At 43.1% G+C, this 15,302-nt stretch carries 16 protein-coding genes; 12 read left to right on the forward strand and 4 right to left on the reverse strand.

All coding sequences use genetic code 11. The annotated features are described in order from the left end of the window. Positions 1–68: 68 nt before the first annotated feature. Entirely contained in the window at positions 69–1,031 is a 963-nt protein-coding gene (locus NPE20_RS09020; RefSeq protein WP_256538287.1) for a lysylphosphatidylglycerol synthase transmembrane domain-containing protein, read from the reverse strand. 202 nt (positions 1,032–1,233) lie between these two features. On the opposite strand from NPE20_RS09020, the gene NPE20_RS09025 reads away from it, so the two are divergent. Genes NPE20_RS09025 through NPE20_RS09035 form a run of 3 tightly spaced genes read left to right on the forward strand, consistent with a single transcriptional unit; the run spans position 1,234 to position 3,568 of the window. Continuing rightward, entirely contained in the window at positions 1,234–2,103 is an 870-nt protein-coding gene (locus NPE20_RS09025; RefSeq protein WP_256538288.1) for a carbon-nitrogen hydrolase, read from the forward strand. Positions 2,104–2,144: 41 nt separating this feature from the next. Beyond that, positions 2,145–2,498 carry a four helix bundle protein gene (locus NPE20_RS09030; protein ID WP_256538289.1) on the forward strand — a complete coding sequence of 118 codons (354 nt, stop codon included), beginning with the start codon at positions 2,145–2,147 and terminating at the stop codon, positions 2,496–2,498. Between the two features lie 11 nt (positions 2,499–2,509). After that, entirely contained in the window at positions 2,510–3,568 is a 1,059-nt protein-coding gene (locus tag NPE20_RS09035; RefSeq protein ID WP_256538290.1) for an agmatine deiminase family protein, read from the forward strand. Between the two features lies 1 nt (position 3,569). Here the strand turns inward: NPE20_RS09035 and NPE20_RS09040 are convergent, their stop codons facing one another. Beyond that, positions 3,570–4,721: a hypothetical protein gene (locus NPE20_RS09040; RefSeq protein WP_256538291.1), complete on the reverse strand. Its 1,152-nt coding sequence runs from the start codon at positions 4,719–4,721 to the stop codon at positions 3,570–3,572. 283 nt (positions 4,722–5,004) lie between these two features. Here NPE20_RS09040 and NPE20_RS09045 point away from each other — a divergent pair, with 283 nt between their 5' ends. From NPE20_RS09045 to NPE20_RS09065, 5 genes are all read left to right on the forward strand, one after another. Beyond that, positions 5,005–5,820, forward strand: a complete 816-nt coding sequence (locus NPE20_RS09045) for a LiaF transmembrane domain-containing protein (protein ID WP_256538292.1) — start codon at positions 5,005–5,007, stop codon at positions 5,818–5,820. A 57-nt stretch (positions 5,821–5,877) separates the two neighbouring features. After that, positions 5,878–6,213: a DUF4288 domain-containing protein gene (locus NPE20_RS09050; protein ID WP_256538293.1), complete on the forward strand. Its 336-nt coding sequence runs from the start codon at positions 5,878–5,880 to the stop codon at positions 6,211–6,213. Positions 6,214–6,236: 23 nt separating this feature from the next. After that, the gene (locus tag NPE20_RS09055) at positions 6,237–7,271 is read left to right on the forward strand and encodes a sensor histidine kinase (protein WP_256538294.1); all 1,035 of its coding nucleotides are present in this window, start codon (positions 6,237–6,239) and stop codon (positions 7,269–7,271) included. After that, entirely contained in the window at positions 7,268–8,014 is a 747-nt protein-coding gene (locus tag NPE20_RS09060) for a LytR/AlgR family response regulator transcription factor (protein ID WP_256538295.1), read from the forward strand. The genes NPE20_RS09055 and NPE20_RS09060 overlap by 4 nt, the downstream gene beginning before the upstream one ends. Positions 8,015–8,178: 164 nt before the next feature. After that, positions 8,179–8,883 (forward strand): L,D-transpeptidase family protein, encoded by a 705-nt coding sequence (locus NPE20_RS09065; protein ID WP_256538296.1) that lies wholly within the window; start codon positions 8,179–8,181, stop codon positions 8,881–8,883. Between the two features lie 82 nt (positions 8,884–8,965). On the opposite strand, the gene NPE20_RS09070 is transcribed toward NPE20_RS09065, so the two are convergent. Together NPE20_RS09070 and NPE20_RS09075 are read right to left on the reverse strand one after the other, a co-directional pair. After that, positions 8,966–9,856: a flavin reductase family protein gene (locus NPE20_RS09070; RefSeq protein WP_256538297.1), complete on the reverse strand. Its 891-nt coding sequence runs from the start codon at positions 9,854–9,856 to the stop codon at positions 8,966–8,968. A 165-nt stretch (positions 9,857–10,021) separates the two neighbouring features. Then, positions 10,022–11,017 (reverse strand): fumarylacetoacetate hydrolase family protein, encoded by a 996-nt coding sequence (locus NPE20_RS09075; RefSeq protein ID WP_256538298.1) that lies wholly within the window; start codon positions 11,015–11,017, stop codon positions 10,022–10,024. Positions 11,018–11,628: 611 nt separating this feature from the next. On the opposite strand from NPE20_RS09075, the gene NPE20_RS09080 reads away from it, so the two are divergent. The 4 genes from NPE20_RS09080 (at position 11,629) to NPE20_RS09095 (ending at position 15,181) form a co-directional block, all read left to right on the forward strand. Beyond that, entirely contained in the window at positions 11,629–12,786 is a 1,158-nt protein-coding gene (locus NPE20_RS09080; protein WP_256538299.1) for a homogentisate 1,2-dioxygenase, read from the forward strand. A gap of 61 nt (positions 12,787–12,847) precedes the next feature. After that, positions 12,848–13,972: a 4-hydroxyphenylpyruvate dioxygenase gene (gene hppD, locus NPE20_RS09085; RefSeq protein WP_256538300.1), complete on the forward strand. Its 1,125-nt coding sequence runs from the start codon at positions 12,848–12,850 to the stop codon at positions 13,970–13,972. Positions 13,973–14,108: 136 nt separating this feature from the next. Further along, positions 14,109–14,606, forward strand: coding sequence for a TspO/MBR family protein (locus NPE20_RS09090; protein ID WP_256538301.1), 498 nt, complete (start codon positions 14,109–14,111; stop codon positions 14,604–14,606). 38 nt (positions 14,607–14,644) lie between these two features. After that, entirely contained in the window at positions 14,645–15,181 is a 537-nt protein-coding gene (locus tag NPE20_RS09095; protein WP_256538302.1) for a hypothetical protein, read from the forward strand. Positions 15,182–15,302 lie beyond the last annotated feature (121 nt).

Raw genomic sequence — 15,302 nt, forward strand, 5'->3', positions numbered from 1 at the left:
GTATCAGATAAATTGCACAAATATTACCTTTTATTGTGGCGGGCAAAAGCAGTTAAGAATAAAATATTTTAAGCCTGCTGATTTTCCAAATTATCTTCTGTTTTGGGCAAACCCTCTTCCAGTCGGCTTGGGCGCAGCACATAGTAAATGCCGGATAAGGCAACGATGATAGAGATCAGGTAAAAAGATATCGGCAGAAAAACCGCCAGATCAATATCCATAGGGAACACCTTTGATAACTGCTGAAATACGGTTTCGCGGATACCTGCACCACCAACGCTAATGGGGATAATGGTTGCTAAGGCCGAGATAAGGAAAGACAGCAAATAAGGTGAGAACTTGCCGGTAAAGTCTTGTCCGAACAGGATGAATACAATAGCCGTTACCTGTAGCGATTGCACCGCCAAGGCTTTTAAATGCGCCTGCCAAAAGTAATGCGTATACTCCCTGAAGAACTTGTAAGCCACAAAATAGTAAATGATAGAAGCAACGATGAAGATACTTAAAGGGATACCTATATGCACATCTATCTGCGGGATCAAAAATATCAGCGCTACGGTTATCAGGCCTATAGCCCACAGGCCGCTGAGCCTATCGAACATGATAGCCCAAAATACTTTTTTGGCGGGTAGCTTGTAGGTTTTGTTAAGCAGGTAGATCTTATACCCATCGCCACCTATACCACCCGGTAACAGGAAGTTATAGAACAAGCCCAACAAGTATAAACGAAAATTAAAACGCGGATCGAGCTTTAGTTTGATGGATTTGAAAAAGCTTGACAAGCGCCATGACGACATCACCATAGAAGCGAAGAAACATAGCAGCGCGGCAAACATCCACCAGTAATTGGCGTGTATCAGCCTCAATTTCACCTTTTGCAAGGGCACTTTGCTAAATACATAGTATAGCAGAACCGATGTTACTGCAAACTTAAGTACCAGCTTAGTAATGTTCCACAAAGTATCTTTCCAGGTTTTAGGCTTGATAGCCTTCTCCATATCTTCTACTTCGGTTTCTGCTAAATCTTTCATTCGGGTGCAAAGGTAATGATTTAGAGATTAGTTGCCAGAGGTTAGAGATTAGTTAACATTCCTTAACAATAGTGTTACATAGCCTGTTTAATTATAGGGCAAAAAAGTTTACATTTAGATGAGTGGCTAAGCACAACTAACCACCAATCTCTATTCTCTAATCTCTAAAAAAACGGTATTTTTGCGCAAATTTCTATCAGATATGAGTAAGGTAAAAGTTGGTATAGTACAGATGACCTGTACGGCAAATAAACAGGAGAACCTGGATAAGGCTATTGTTAAAGTTAGGGAAGCAGCCGCCAATGGCGCGCAAATTGTTTGTCTGCAGGAGCTTTTTACATCGCTGTATTTTTGCGATGTGGAAGATTACGACAACTTTAAATTAGCCGAACCTATCCCCGGCCCATCAACCGATGCTTTGCAAAAAGTTGCTGGCGAACTGGGTGTGGTGATCATTGCCTCGTTATTTGAAAAACGCGCGCAGGGCGTATACCATAATACCACCGCCGTTTTAGATGCCGATGGCAGCTACCTTGGCAAATACCGCAAAATGCATATCCCGGACGATCCGGGCTTTTACGAGAAATTTTACTTCACCCCCGGCGATTTGGGTTACAAAGTTTTTAAAACCAAGTTTGCTACCATAGGCGTGCTCATCTGCTGGGACCAATGGTACCCGGAAGCTGCCCGCATTACTGCATTAATGGGTGCCGAAATACTGTTTTACCCTACCGCTATTGGCTGGGCAACCACGCAGGACGAGGCTACCAACGTTAAACAATATAATGCCTGGCAAACCATACAGCGCAGCCATGCTGTTGCCAATGGTGTGCACGTGGTAAGCGTTAATCGTGTTGGCGAAGAGGCGGGTGTTAAATTCTGGGGAGGCTCGTTCTTTGCCGATCCGTTTGGCGAGGTTTTGCACCAAACCACTGTTGAGCAGGAAGAAGTGATTGTAAAAGAGCTGGATCTTGATCAGTCTGATTACTACAGAAGCCACTGGCCGTTTTTACGTGATCGGAGGATAGACAGCTACCAGCCAATAACGAAAAGACTTTTAGATAACGATTAGTTAGTCCATAGACGATAGTCGATAGACCATAGTAAAAGCCCATGGCATTTAAATTTGAAAGTCTTCTGGTTTGGCAAAGAGCATTAGACTTAACTGATGAAATTAACACGTTAACTAAAAGTAGCTTTCCAAAAGATGAGCTCTTCGTGCTAACTTCTCAAATTAAAAGGGCTGCCGACTCTGTTGTATTAAACATTGCTGAGGGATGTACAGGTCAGACAAATGCTGTCTTTAAACAATTTCTTGGATATTCTTTGAGGTCTGCTATTGAAGTTGTATCATGCCTTTTTATAGGCAAACGAAGAAAAATAATTAACGAAAATGATTTCCAAAAGCTTTATGATGATTATCAAGCGTTATGCAAGATGATCACCGCTTTACGAAATACTTTATAAAAAATTCTACTATGGACTATCGACCATCGACTATCGACTATCCTGCGAACGCAGGATTTTTCTTCCCTGCCGAATGGGCTAAGCATACTGCTACATGGTTAAGCTGGCCGCATAAGGAGGCTTCGTGGCCGGGTAAGCTGGGGATGATATACGGCAAATATGCCGAGTTCATAAAGGTACTTACCGAGGGTGAGATCGTGCGTATTAACGTGGTTGATGAGCAAATGGCAGCCTTTGCCAAACAGCAATTACAGGTTGTTGGTGCCGACCTAAGCAAAGTTGAGTTTTTTGAATTTGGCACAAACGATGCCTGGTGCCGCGATCATGGCCCTGCTTTTTTGGTAAATTATGAGACCAAAGAAAAGGTGATTGTCGACTGGGGTTATAACGCCTGGGGCGATAAGTATCCTCCGTACGATCTGGATGATGTTATCCCTACAAAAATTGGCGCGCAGTTTAACCTGCCGGTATACCACCCGGGTATTGTAATGGAAGGCGGCTCGGTTGATTTTAACGGCGCCGGTACTTTGCTAACCACTACCGCCTGCCTGCTCAACAAAAACCGCAACCCGCATTTAAACCAGCAGCAGATAGAAGAATACCTGCAAAACTATTACGGTGTTGAACAAATACTTTGGCTTGGCGATGGTATTGTAGGCGATGATACCGACGGCCACATTGACGATATTACCCGTTTTGTAAATACCGATACAGTGGTTACGGTGGTAGAAGAAAACAAAAACGACGAGAACTACCACATACTGCAGGAAAACCTGCAAACCCTTAAAACCATGCGCCTGTTTAACGGCAAGCAGTTAAACATTGTTGAGCTACCTATGCCGCATGCGGTTGTTTATGACGGCCAGCGTTTACCGGCATCGTACGCAAACTTCTACATAGGTAATGCCGCGGTAATTGTACCAACCTACCGCTCCCGTCACGATGATAAGGCGCTGGATATTTTGCAGAATTGCTTCCCCGACAGGAAAGTTATCGGTATCGATTCAACAGATATTATCTGGGGGCTGGGGAGTTTCCATTGTTTGAGTCAGCAGGAACCGGCGGTATAATTTATTGGGTGATGTAATACCACGGGATGTGCAATTTCCCTGACATTAAATTTACGTTTACTTTTGTGCCTACAGGAACATGGTCATAAAAATTAGATGAAACGGTAATGTCATCTTCCTCGGTGTGGGTTCCCCAGCCCGTAATTACAATATGGTAAGTGGTATTTTTGCCACTTTTTATATACTGATTAGTAACTGTTGTTGAAAAGATTTCTGGCTTAGACCTGTCAAGGTTTCGGTTAATATACATAACCGAGCCAAAACTAAACGCCGCAGATATTAGCAAAATAGGCAGTATTTCATTTTTAAACGCCTGGTTCGGCTGTTTTGAAACTATCAAACTCAATATGGCTACCATCACTACAGCAACTATTATTACAGGTGTCCACACTTTATTAAAATCCAAAATTTTATTATCTAAAACAGCCTGCAATATTAAAGCTGCGCAAGCAAAAAATATTCCGAGCATAACAGAAGGGTATGCGCTGCTTCTTTTTGAGTAAAGCCTAATTAGGCCTTTACTTGTAGCCACAATAGCTATCCCTATTAACGGAAAGAAAAAAAGTAACGTTGAAAACAACATATTACGCTGATGATAAAAAACCGATATCACCATTATTACCAGCGTTACACCAGAGTATGCCAGCGCTATTCTGGCTTTGGTCTTTAATTTTACTTCACGCTCCTCCTGCGTAAAACCAAGGTCGCTATCCTGCAGTATTACTGCCTTTTCTTCTTCGTAATCCTCATTATCTAAATCCCTCAAATTACTTTTTAGCCACTCGCTTAATTCATCACTTTTGCCAATGGCATCATAATCGTTAATTGTTATTTTACCGCCATTAACCAAATGTATAAAGACGGCTTTACCATTGGTTCTAACACCTTTAACATCATTAATGAACGCTTGCTTCGTTCCAAAAGTTCCGCTTACAATTAACTGCTCATTAGAAACTACTACACGTCTCTTTAAAATATATAGACTAAATAAACCAGCAACTGCAAAAAGCACTATTGATATAATTATTCCGCCGGTAACATTATTGCTTGATGAGATTTTGCTTAACAAAAAAACACCAAATCCAGCCAAAGCGGCCACGCCTATTCCGTAAAAAATTTTATACCCTATCGATATTCTATACTCTTGTTCCATTGTAATTATTTAGGTTTCCTAAAGTATATATTTTATTAATCTTACCACAATCTAATTTTTTACCGATAATTTCTGTAGGCACACACACCAGATCGTAGAGACGCGAAGTATCGCGTCTCTACGGGTAAATGCAAACTCGGTCAGACGCGAAACATCGCTTCTCCTAATTTTTTACCGACAATTTACACCCCCTTACCGACTTCTTTAATCATATTGCCAATTATACATTTGCATATCTGTAATCTTAAGTTAGTTTTGGTTAAGATTAAAAAATAAGAAGACCATGTCTAACAATATAGATACAAACCGCACTCCAAAAAACAAGGTTTTAGCCGGGGTAATATTATTGGCAGTAGGCGGTATACTGCTCATCAAACAATTCGATTTTTTCTTTTTTCCTCACTGGATATTTAGCTGGCCAATGTGGATTATCGTTTGGGGCTTATATTATGGCGCCAAACATAACTTTCGTAAACCGCTATGGTTTATCCTCGTAATAGTAGGTATGGGCTTTTTGCTCGATGATGTATTCCCTCACTTTAACGTGAGCGACATTACCTGGCCGGTACTCCTTATTAGTTTTGGCCTATGGATAATAATGAGGCGGAGAGGCGAACCTGCAACGCCTAACACCGATTACTGGGATAAAAAATACCAGGCTAACCCATACAGTGGCGAAAAGCCTTTAGCAAACTTTGATACCGAAGGTGCTGAAACTGCTGCTTCCGAGCCTACCGGCAGCATCCCCCCGCCATCCGAAGATGATTACCTTAACGCTACCGCTGTATTTGGCGGCGTTAACAAAACCATCCTGTCAAAAAACTTCAGAGGTGGCGATATCACTAACGTTTTTGGCGGTACCGAGCTTGATTTTACCCAGGCAGATATCCACGGGCGCGTAGTAATAGATATTACCCAGCTATTTGGCGGTACAAAAATTATCGTGCCCGCAAACTGGCATGTAATACCAGACCTTGCCGCCGTATTTGCCGGTGTGGATGATAAACGCATTAAACACGCACAAACCAGCACTACCGATAAGGTTTTGGTGCTAAAAGGTGTATCGCTGTTTGCCGGTGTCGATATCCGCAGCTATTAATCAAAAAAATAGACCTATCTGATTATCAATCATATAATTTAAAGGGAGAGATACGTTATGAACTGGTATGTAGCAAAATTAGTTTTTAGGGTGATAAGCGGCAATGGCGATCATAATGCGCAGTTTGACGAGCAATTACGCCTCATAAATGCCGGAAACGAAATAGAGGCTTATGAAAAAGCAAGCACTATTGGCCATGCCAACCAGGATAGCTTTATAAACGTAAAAAAGCAAACGGTTAAATGGCAGTTTATTGATGTTGCCGAACTGAATGCCCTAAGCGGCCTTACAGACGGCACCGAACTATACTATAATATACATGAAGCAACCGACCCAGACCTTTACATTGCCTGGGCACATCATAAAAGCGCCCTGCTGGGTGCAAAAAACTAAAACCTAACAATAAACAAAAAGCTTTGGCTTCATCACAACTATCGCAATCAAAATTAATCGGGGCCTTCGCGGTCTGCGGGTTAGTATGGGGCTCCTTGCAGGCCTATATTATCCATAGCTTTGGCTTCCCCTGGATGACCGCTGTTACAGATAGCGCTACCAGCGGCATATTGCTATGCGGTGCATGCTGGCTTATTAATAATAACTTGCGTTATTATCAGCCCGATAAAGAAAGCTACATATACCTGTTGATATGGTGCGCCGCCCTTGCCGCCGCCTGCATTGCCGGTTGCCGTTACATACTGCCGCTGTTTAACATGGGGCAGGTGTATTTTAACTTTCTGCAGCAATCGTTGGTGATACGCTTCTTTACGCTGTTTTTAGCTATTGGATGGATGGCCATGATCAGCGCCCTGTGGTATACCCAACTGGATCATAAAAAAACCGTCGACCGTAAAACCGAAGCCGAAAAACTGGCCCGCGATGCCGAGCTTTACAATCTTCGCCAGCAATTACAACCCCACTTTTTGTTTAACAGCTTAAACTCTATTAATGCCCTTATTGGCTTTAAGCCCGATGAAGCGCGGAAGATGATCCACCAGCTGTCAGACTTTTTGCGTGGCACCTTAAAAAAAGATGATCAGCTTTTAGTACCCCTGAATGATGAGTTGACGCATTTAAATTTATACCTGGAGATTGAGAAGGTACGTTTTGGCCACCGCCTGCAAACCGAGATAAGCTGCGATGATAAATGCGGTGAGGCCACACTGCCCTCCATGCTGTTGCAGCCACTGGTAGAGAACGCCATAAAATTCGGCTTATACGATACAACAGGCGAGGTTACCGTAAGCATTCGTGCCGAAACCGAGGACCAATACCTTATTATTATGATCCAAAACCCTTACGACCCGAAAACCAGTCGCCCGCGTAAAGGAACCGGTTTTGGCTTAAGCGGGGTACAACGCCGACTTTATTTAATATTTGCGCGTAACGATTTGATGGAAACTCACGCAAATGATAATATATTTACAACCATAATAAAAATACCGCAGTTATGATCAGCGCTTTAATTATTGACGACGAGCCTTTGGCCCGTATGGTTGTACAAGAATATTTACAGGCTTTCCCCCAGATAGAAGTGCTGCAGGAATGCGGTGATGGTTTTGAAGGCCTTAAAGCCATTCAGCAGCACCAGCCCGACCTGATATTTTTGGACGTGCAAATGCCAAAAATTAACGGCTTCGAAATGCTGGAACTGGTGGATAACCCACCGGCGGTAATATTCGCCACAGCGTTTGATGAATATGCTATAAAAGCGTTTGAAGCGCACGCGGTAGATTATCTTTTAAAACCCTTTAGTAAAGAGCGCTTTACCAAAGCCATTGAAAAACTACTGGCGCAGGCACCTGCCGGCCCTACTCCGGTTACCAAAACTAACCCATTGTTAGAAGAAGCCGCCCAATCGCCCGGGCAAAACGAGCGTATTGTGGTAAAAACCGGCACCAAAGTAAAGATCATATCTGTGCAGGATGTAGAATACCTGCAAGCTGATGATGATTACGTGAGCGTGATCACCGCCGAAGGCGCGTTCCTAAAAAACAAGACCATGGCCTTCTTCGAGAAGACCCTTGACCCACGATATTTTGTGCGCGTACACCGTTCCTACATCATAGCCATACAGCAAATAACCCGTTTAGACCCCTACGAGAAAGACAGCCATCTGGCCATCCTAAAATCGGGCGCTAAAATACCGGTGAGCAAAACAGGTTATGTAAAATTGAAACAGGTGTTGGGGATATAAGGTGAAAGACCATGCAACCCACCCTGTCATTCTGAGCGGGAGCGAAGAATCTAATGTGCTACATGCTTGTAGGCGAGTTGATGCTTCACGATGTTCAGCATGACAATTTATTTCTTTTTCAAACTAAATATTTAGGTATATTTATCTCACCAATTATTTGATAGATGCCTAAACTGTTTTATATCCTGCTGTTATCATTAAGTATAATAGCGAAACCTATTGATCTGCCCGATAGCAAACGCGCGAGCACAGCACGTACTGCCATATGGCCAAAGCTGCAAAGGGAACTAAGTGAACAAGGTTTTGATAAAAATTACCGCCTTTACATCCGCGTTTTTAAACAGCTGGACCAGCTGGAAATATGGGCGAAAAAAGGCAGCAAATACGAGATCTTTAAACGCTACAATGTCTGTTATTATTCCGGTGGTTTGGGTACTAAGATGAGCAAGGGGGATGGCAAAAGTCCGGAGGGATTTTATAGCGTTGGGGCCAAACAACTAAACCCGGTAAGTAATTACCATCTATCCATAAACATTGGTTACCCCAACAAACTCGAAAAGTTGAAAGGCTATACCGGCGATGCTATTATGATTCATGGCAGTTGCGCGTCGATAGGTTGTTACGCCATGACTAACCCCACTATCGAAGAAATTTACACTCTTGTTTATAAAGCTTTGGAAGCAGGCCAGCAAAACATCAGCCTGGCTATATTCCCATTCCGGATGGATGACAGCCACATGAAAAATTTCACCAGCTCGCCTTATTATTTTTTCTGGAAAACGATGCAACCCGGGTATGAGTTATTTGAAAAGAACCACACGCCGCCAACGGTTAGTGTAGATAATAAACAGTACGTTTTTGGCAAGTAACGTAGAGACGCAATACTTTGCGTCTCCCGCCATGCAATTACCTGTCTAAAGGAGACGCGAAGTATCGCGCCTCTACAATAAACTAATCTGCCAGCAACACCATCCAGGCTTCTTTCACTAAGCCATCATCCAGCAGTTTTTTAGCTTTCAGGTGCAGCTGTAGCTCGCGGGTTTGGGTGTCGCCTATGGTGGCATCAAATAGCTCCTTTATCTCGTCGGTTTGGGCATAGGCTCCTATTTCATCATCAGTTGGCAACACTTCCACATTACCTAACTGCCCCAGGTTATTACCGGTAAGTACTTTTGAGTTACGGATAGCATAAGGGATAGCATCTACCCCAATACCTATCGTGCTTACAGGTTTGGCCACCTTAAATAAATTATCGGCTGTAACGCGGCAATACCAATCACCGCCAAGGCGGGCCACCAGATCGGTTTTTTCCTGGTTGATGGAGCCATTTTCGTTTAAAATATCTTCCTTGATATGGATAAGCTTTATCTCGGCAATCACCAAATTACCGGCACCCGGTGTTTCAGCAAGAGCTATTATCTCTCTTATCACACACTCCAGCTGCACCGGCGATTCGGCCACACGGGGCGGTTTTACCAGTGTTGAAGGCAGCTCCGTTAAGCCTGCTTTTATGAACTCGTTTACACCCGCCGGATATTCCACGCTGGATAGGGATACCTGCTGCACCATATCGTAGTTCACAATATTGATAACACACTCGGGCACCTGTTTCAGGTTTTCCAGCGTGTGCTTGGTAGTATTATCCCTCACCCTGCGCGACGGCGAAAACACGCATATGGGTGGGTTTACGCTAAACAGGTTAAAAAAACTAAACGGACTCAGGTTTACATTACCGTCTTTATCCATAGTTGATGCCAGGCAAATAGGCCTGGGCGCCACCGCATGGTTAAGGTAGGCTTGTATTTGTAACGGGGAAAGGTCTTTTATATCGAGGGTTAGCATGTTTTCTCCATGTATCAGTGCAGGGAACGAAGCACCAATCTCCACCCGTCATTGCGAGGTACGAAGCAATCTCCCTTGAGGCATATCGGCTATGCATAGTCTTGAGATTGCTTCGTACCTCGCAATGACGTGGTTAAAAAAGATCACTACGCTCAATGACGGCTTTTATTTCTTCAATCCTAAAATTGAAAAATCATCATTACTCTTCTTAATTATATTGCCAAGCATCCCTAAACCGGTTATTTCCATTTCAACCAGATCGTTTGGCTGTAACCACTGGGGCTGATAGTTAGGATCGTTTAGTAAGCCTGTACCGTTTAGTTCCAGGAAACAACCTGTACCCACCGTACCCGAGCCAATAACATCACCCGGCAGCACATCGCAACCATAGGCGCAACGTTCTATGATCTCGGCAAATGTCCAGTCCATATCGGCCATATTGCCGCTGCTCACCTGTTTGCCGTTAACCACGCATTTCATTTCTAAATTATAGGTAACGCCAGTATGTCCTTCTTTTGGTGTGGTTTTATACTGCTCCAATTCATCGGGCGTAACCAGCCATGGGCCAATAACGGTCGAAAAATCCTTTCCCTTTGCCGGGCCAAGGTTAAGCAGCATTTCTTCCATTTGCAGGGTGCGGGCGCTCATATCATTCATGATCATATAACCGGCAATAAAGCTATCGGCATCGGCAGCCCTTATATTACGGCCTTTTTTATTCAGCACTACGGCAACCTCCAGTTCAAAATCAAGCTTCTGAAAATGATCTGGCATACACTCAATTTCGCCGGGGCCTTGTATGGCGTTGTGGTTGGTAAAGTAAAATATAGGGTATTGGTCAAACTCCGCTATCATATCCACCTTTCGGTTGCGCCGCGCGGCTGCCACATGCTGCCTAAAAGCGTATCCGTCACGGCACGATGTTGGGTGCGGAACGGGTGCCATCAGCTCATAAAACAGTTCTTCTTTAGCTTGCATTTTACCCGACTGGATAGCCTCATTCACCTTTTTGGCGCGATCCATCAGCTCATCTCCTCCCCATAAAAATTCATTCATGTTATCGGGGATGAGCTTATCACAGGAGTTTAGGTTGTAAATATGTCCGTTAATATAGATGCCCAAATGTTCCCGGTCTTCGGTTTTGTAGGATACTAATTTCATAGGTCGGAATTTATTTTAGATGGTTTGAATAGCTTCATTAATATTATGTTCAACAATACAATAAATGCGAATGCAATAAACAGATCATAAGCTAACTTAACAAGGTCACCCTCAAAGCGAAATCCGGTAGATCTGGCTGATTCACTGAAAAAGATGGTTGCAAAGTAAAAAGGGAACCCTATTATATAAACACCGTTTGATGCGGCATTAAGTTGTGAAAATATTAGAGTAATGATAATCCAAATCAATATACCCAAAAAGGTAGCCTTCGTTTTGTTCACAATTGATAGATTGGTTAGTCAAAACTAAACATTTTTGCACTTGTTGTACCAATTATTATGCTTGCATATTAAATTTATTACACTTAATTTTGATACCAATGATGAGCATTAAAAAACAGTTTTACTTCTCCCTTGGGCTTACTTCTATGAGTAACTCCTCTTCTTTCAGGGATGCTGTGCTCTCTAAGATCGCCTTGGCGCAATTCTAACTTACCCCTTGTTTATATACGTCGCGGTTGCATTTTTGTAGTTAAATGCGCACCTGCCCGCCCTGTTATTTTAAACTTTTTGAACGCTTAAAACGTTCTTAATAAACCAATTAATCAGATCATGCCTATTTACCACACTTTAGGGACTATCCCGCATAAGCGGCATACGCAATTCCGTAAGCCCGATGGCACTTTATACGCCGAAGAGCTGGTATCAACCGAAGGTTTTTCCAGCCTGTACTCGCTGGTTTACCATGCTTACCCGCCCACTATTGTAAAAGAACTGGGTGAACCTTATTCTGTTGAGCCCAAAATTGCCCGCGAAAAACACCTGAAACATACCAGCCTTATTGGTTTTAATATCAAACCCGAGGATGATTACCTGCAAAGCCGTAAACCCGTTTTGGTGAACAGCGACCTGCACATTTCACTGGCTGCCCCGCGCAACTCAATGACCGACTATTTTTACAAGAACAGCCAGGCCGACGAGGTGATATTCATCCACGAGGGAACCGGTACTTTAAAAACAGGCTTCGGTAAAATAAAGTTCGAGTACGGCGATTATGTGGTTATCCCGCGCGGAACCATTTATCAGCTGGAATTTGATACACCCGATAACCGCCTATTCATAGTAGAAAGCTTTAGTCCCATCCGTTCACCAAAACGTTATCGCAACGCGTATGGGCAATTGATGGAAAACTCGCCTTATTGCGAGCGCGATATTAAACGCCCAACCGACCTGGAAACAATCGACCAAAAAGGCGATTTTAAGATCCTGATCAAAAAACAAGGGCTGATATACCCGTATATCTATGGTACCCACCCCTTTGATTTTGTTGGTTGGGATGGCTTCCATTACCCATGGGCATTCTCTATACACGATTTTGAACCCATAACAGGCCGCGTGCACCAACCGCCACCGGTACACCAAACTTTTGAGGGCAACAACTTTGTGATCTGCTCATTTGTGCCGCGTAAGTTCGATTATCACCCCCTATCTATCCCGGCGCCTTACAACCACAGCAATGTGGATAGCGACGAGGTATTGTACTACGTAGACGGCGACTTTATGAGCCGCAAAAGCGTAGTGAAAGGGCAGATAACCCTACACCCGGGTGGCATACCACATGGCCCTGCACCGGGTTCGGTCGAAAAATCTATCGGCAAGGAATTTACTGATGAACTGGCCGTGATGATAGACCCCTTCCGCCCGCTAATGCTAACAGAAGATGCCGTAAATATTGAAGACGAAAACTATTATAAAAGCTGGGTGATTTAAGGTGAAAGACTTTGAAAATCACTAATTCAATAATTCACTAAATCACTAATTAAAATAAACAATGGAAACATTAACATTAGATAAAACACCAACCACAACAGATTTTTTACCACTTAACGGTACCGATTATGTTGAATTTTATGTGGGTAATGCCAAGCAGGCAGCACATTACTATAAAACTGCTTTCGGTTTTCAGGACCTGGCTTATGCAGGCCCCGAAACCGGCATACGCGACCGGGCTTCATACGTTTTGCAGCAAGGCAAAATTCGTTTGGTGCTCACTACGCCGCTACACTCCGACCACCCTATTGCCGACCACATTAAAAAACATGGCGATGGTGTAAAGGTATTAGCCCTTTGGGTTGACGATGCTTACGATGCCTTTAAACAAACCACATCGCGCGGAGCCGAGCCCTACCAGCAACCGCAAACCATAAAAGATGAGCATGGCGAAGTGCGTACCAGCGGCATTAAACTTTATGGCGAAACCGTTCACCTGTTTGTTGAACGTAAAAATTATAGCGGCCCGTTCCTGCCCGGGTATAAGGCCATGCAAACTACTTATCAGCCGCCTGTTGCAGGCCTGTTGTATGTAGACCATTGCGTAGGTAATGTCGGCTGGCATAAAATGGACAAATGGGTTAATTTTTATGAGGATATTATGGGTTTCCGCAACATATTAACCTTTGATGATAAAATGATATCTACCGAATACTCTGCACTGATGAGCAAGGTAATGAGCAACGGAAACGGTTATGTAAAATTCCCGATAAACGAACCTGCGGAGGGTAAAAAGAAAAGCCAGATAGAAGAATACCTTGAATTTTACGAGGACGAAGGTGTGCAGCACATGGCATTAGCCACCGATGATATTGTTAAAACAGTAACCGATCTGCAAAGCCGTGGCGTGGATTTTTTAACTGTGCCCACCACTTACTATGATGATTTAACCGCCCGTGTAGGCCATATTGATGAAGACCTGGGGCCGTTAAAACAATTAGGTATCCTGGTAGATCGCGACGATGAGGGTTACCTGTTACAGATCTTTACAAAACCTGTTGAAGACCGCCCTACCCTGTTTTTCGAGATCATACAGCGTAAGGGTGCAAAATCATTTGGGGCCGGTAACTTTAAAGCCCTTTTTGAAGCCATTGAGCGCGAGCAGGAACTGAGAGGAAATTTGTAAACGTACCACCCACCTCTCTAAAATAGAAGAACTAATAAAAAGCCGGATAATTTATCCGGCTTTTTTAGGTATATTTATAAAACACAACAGCCTTATTTTTAATAGCTTATAAACAATAAGGCTTTGTTTTAAAACCATGAAAACCAATATTGCCAATAGTAAATTCCAAATTATCCCATTTATAATCAGCCTGGTAATTACACTTAGCATTGGTGTAGTGGCATCGTTATTTACCCGGCCCGAAATACCCGGTTGGTATAGCACTTTAAAAAAACCATCCTTTACACCCCCTAACTGGCTTTTCCCGGTAGCATGGACAACACTTTACATCTTGATAGCAACTGCTGCCTACATGGTTTGGGAACGCCGCGAAGGCAGCCCTACTTACAAAACAACCGTAATTATTTATATCATACAGCTGGCGCTTAACTTCTCGTGGTCGATTGTGTTTTTTGGCATGCACCAAATAGCAGGGGGGCTTATCGTAATCATTGCTTTATTGGTAACCATTGTATTAAATATATCGTGGTTTGGCAGGTTTAGCAAAACGGCTGCCTGGCTGCTGGTGCCTTATCTTTTATGGGTGAGCTATGCTACATTGTTAAACATTAGCATTGTTGTGCTTAACATGTAGGAAAAACACTATTTTTATTGCACGTTTATACGCCTGAAATGAAAAGAATACTACTTGCCTTTGTCCTTATTATAGCAGCAACAGGTTTTACCTTTGCAGATACTATTGCCATTAACCATTTTGTAATAAAAGAAAACCCTTTCGCTAAAGATGAGGTAGCAGTTATTGCGGTAGATACTGCAGGCACCATACAAGAAAATGTGAATGGCGTTTTCACTTTCAGCTTAAACGGCTTTACCGAACAATTAAAGTTTGATAAGGGTACCGCGTTTTACAGGCGTAAGATAGAAAAATCGAGCTTTGTGTATGCCCGCCACGAGAATGATAATGGCACCCACTCTATGCTCTATTATATTTACAGGCACGATAGCAAGCTTACCCCTGTAAAAATAAGCTGGATAGTATTGATCTCTATCCCGTTGGGGCTAATACTGCTGGGTTACCTATTTAAAAGGCTTATTATTATAGCGCTCATCATCTTTTGTATATTCCTGTATTTTAACCACAGTAACGGGTTAAGCATCCCAACCTTTTTCCAGAGCGTTATTGATGGCTTAAAGGGGATGTTTAGTTAGAGGTTAGAGGTTAGAGGTTAGAGGTTAGAGGTTAGAGGTTAGAGGTTAGAGGTTAGAGGTTAGAGGTTAGAGGTTAGAGGTTAGAGGTGAATGCTTCTCTGGCTACTTTGTTTTAAAAAAT

The organism is Mucilaginibacter aquariorum, assembly GCF_024498135.1.
GTDB classification, from domain to species: Bacteria; Bacteroidota; Bacteroidia; order Sphingobacteriales; family Sphingobacteriaceae; genus Mucilaginibacter; species Mucilaginibacter aquariorum.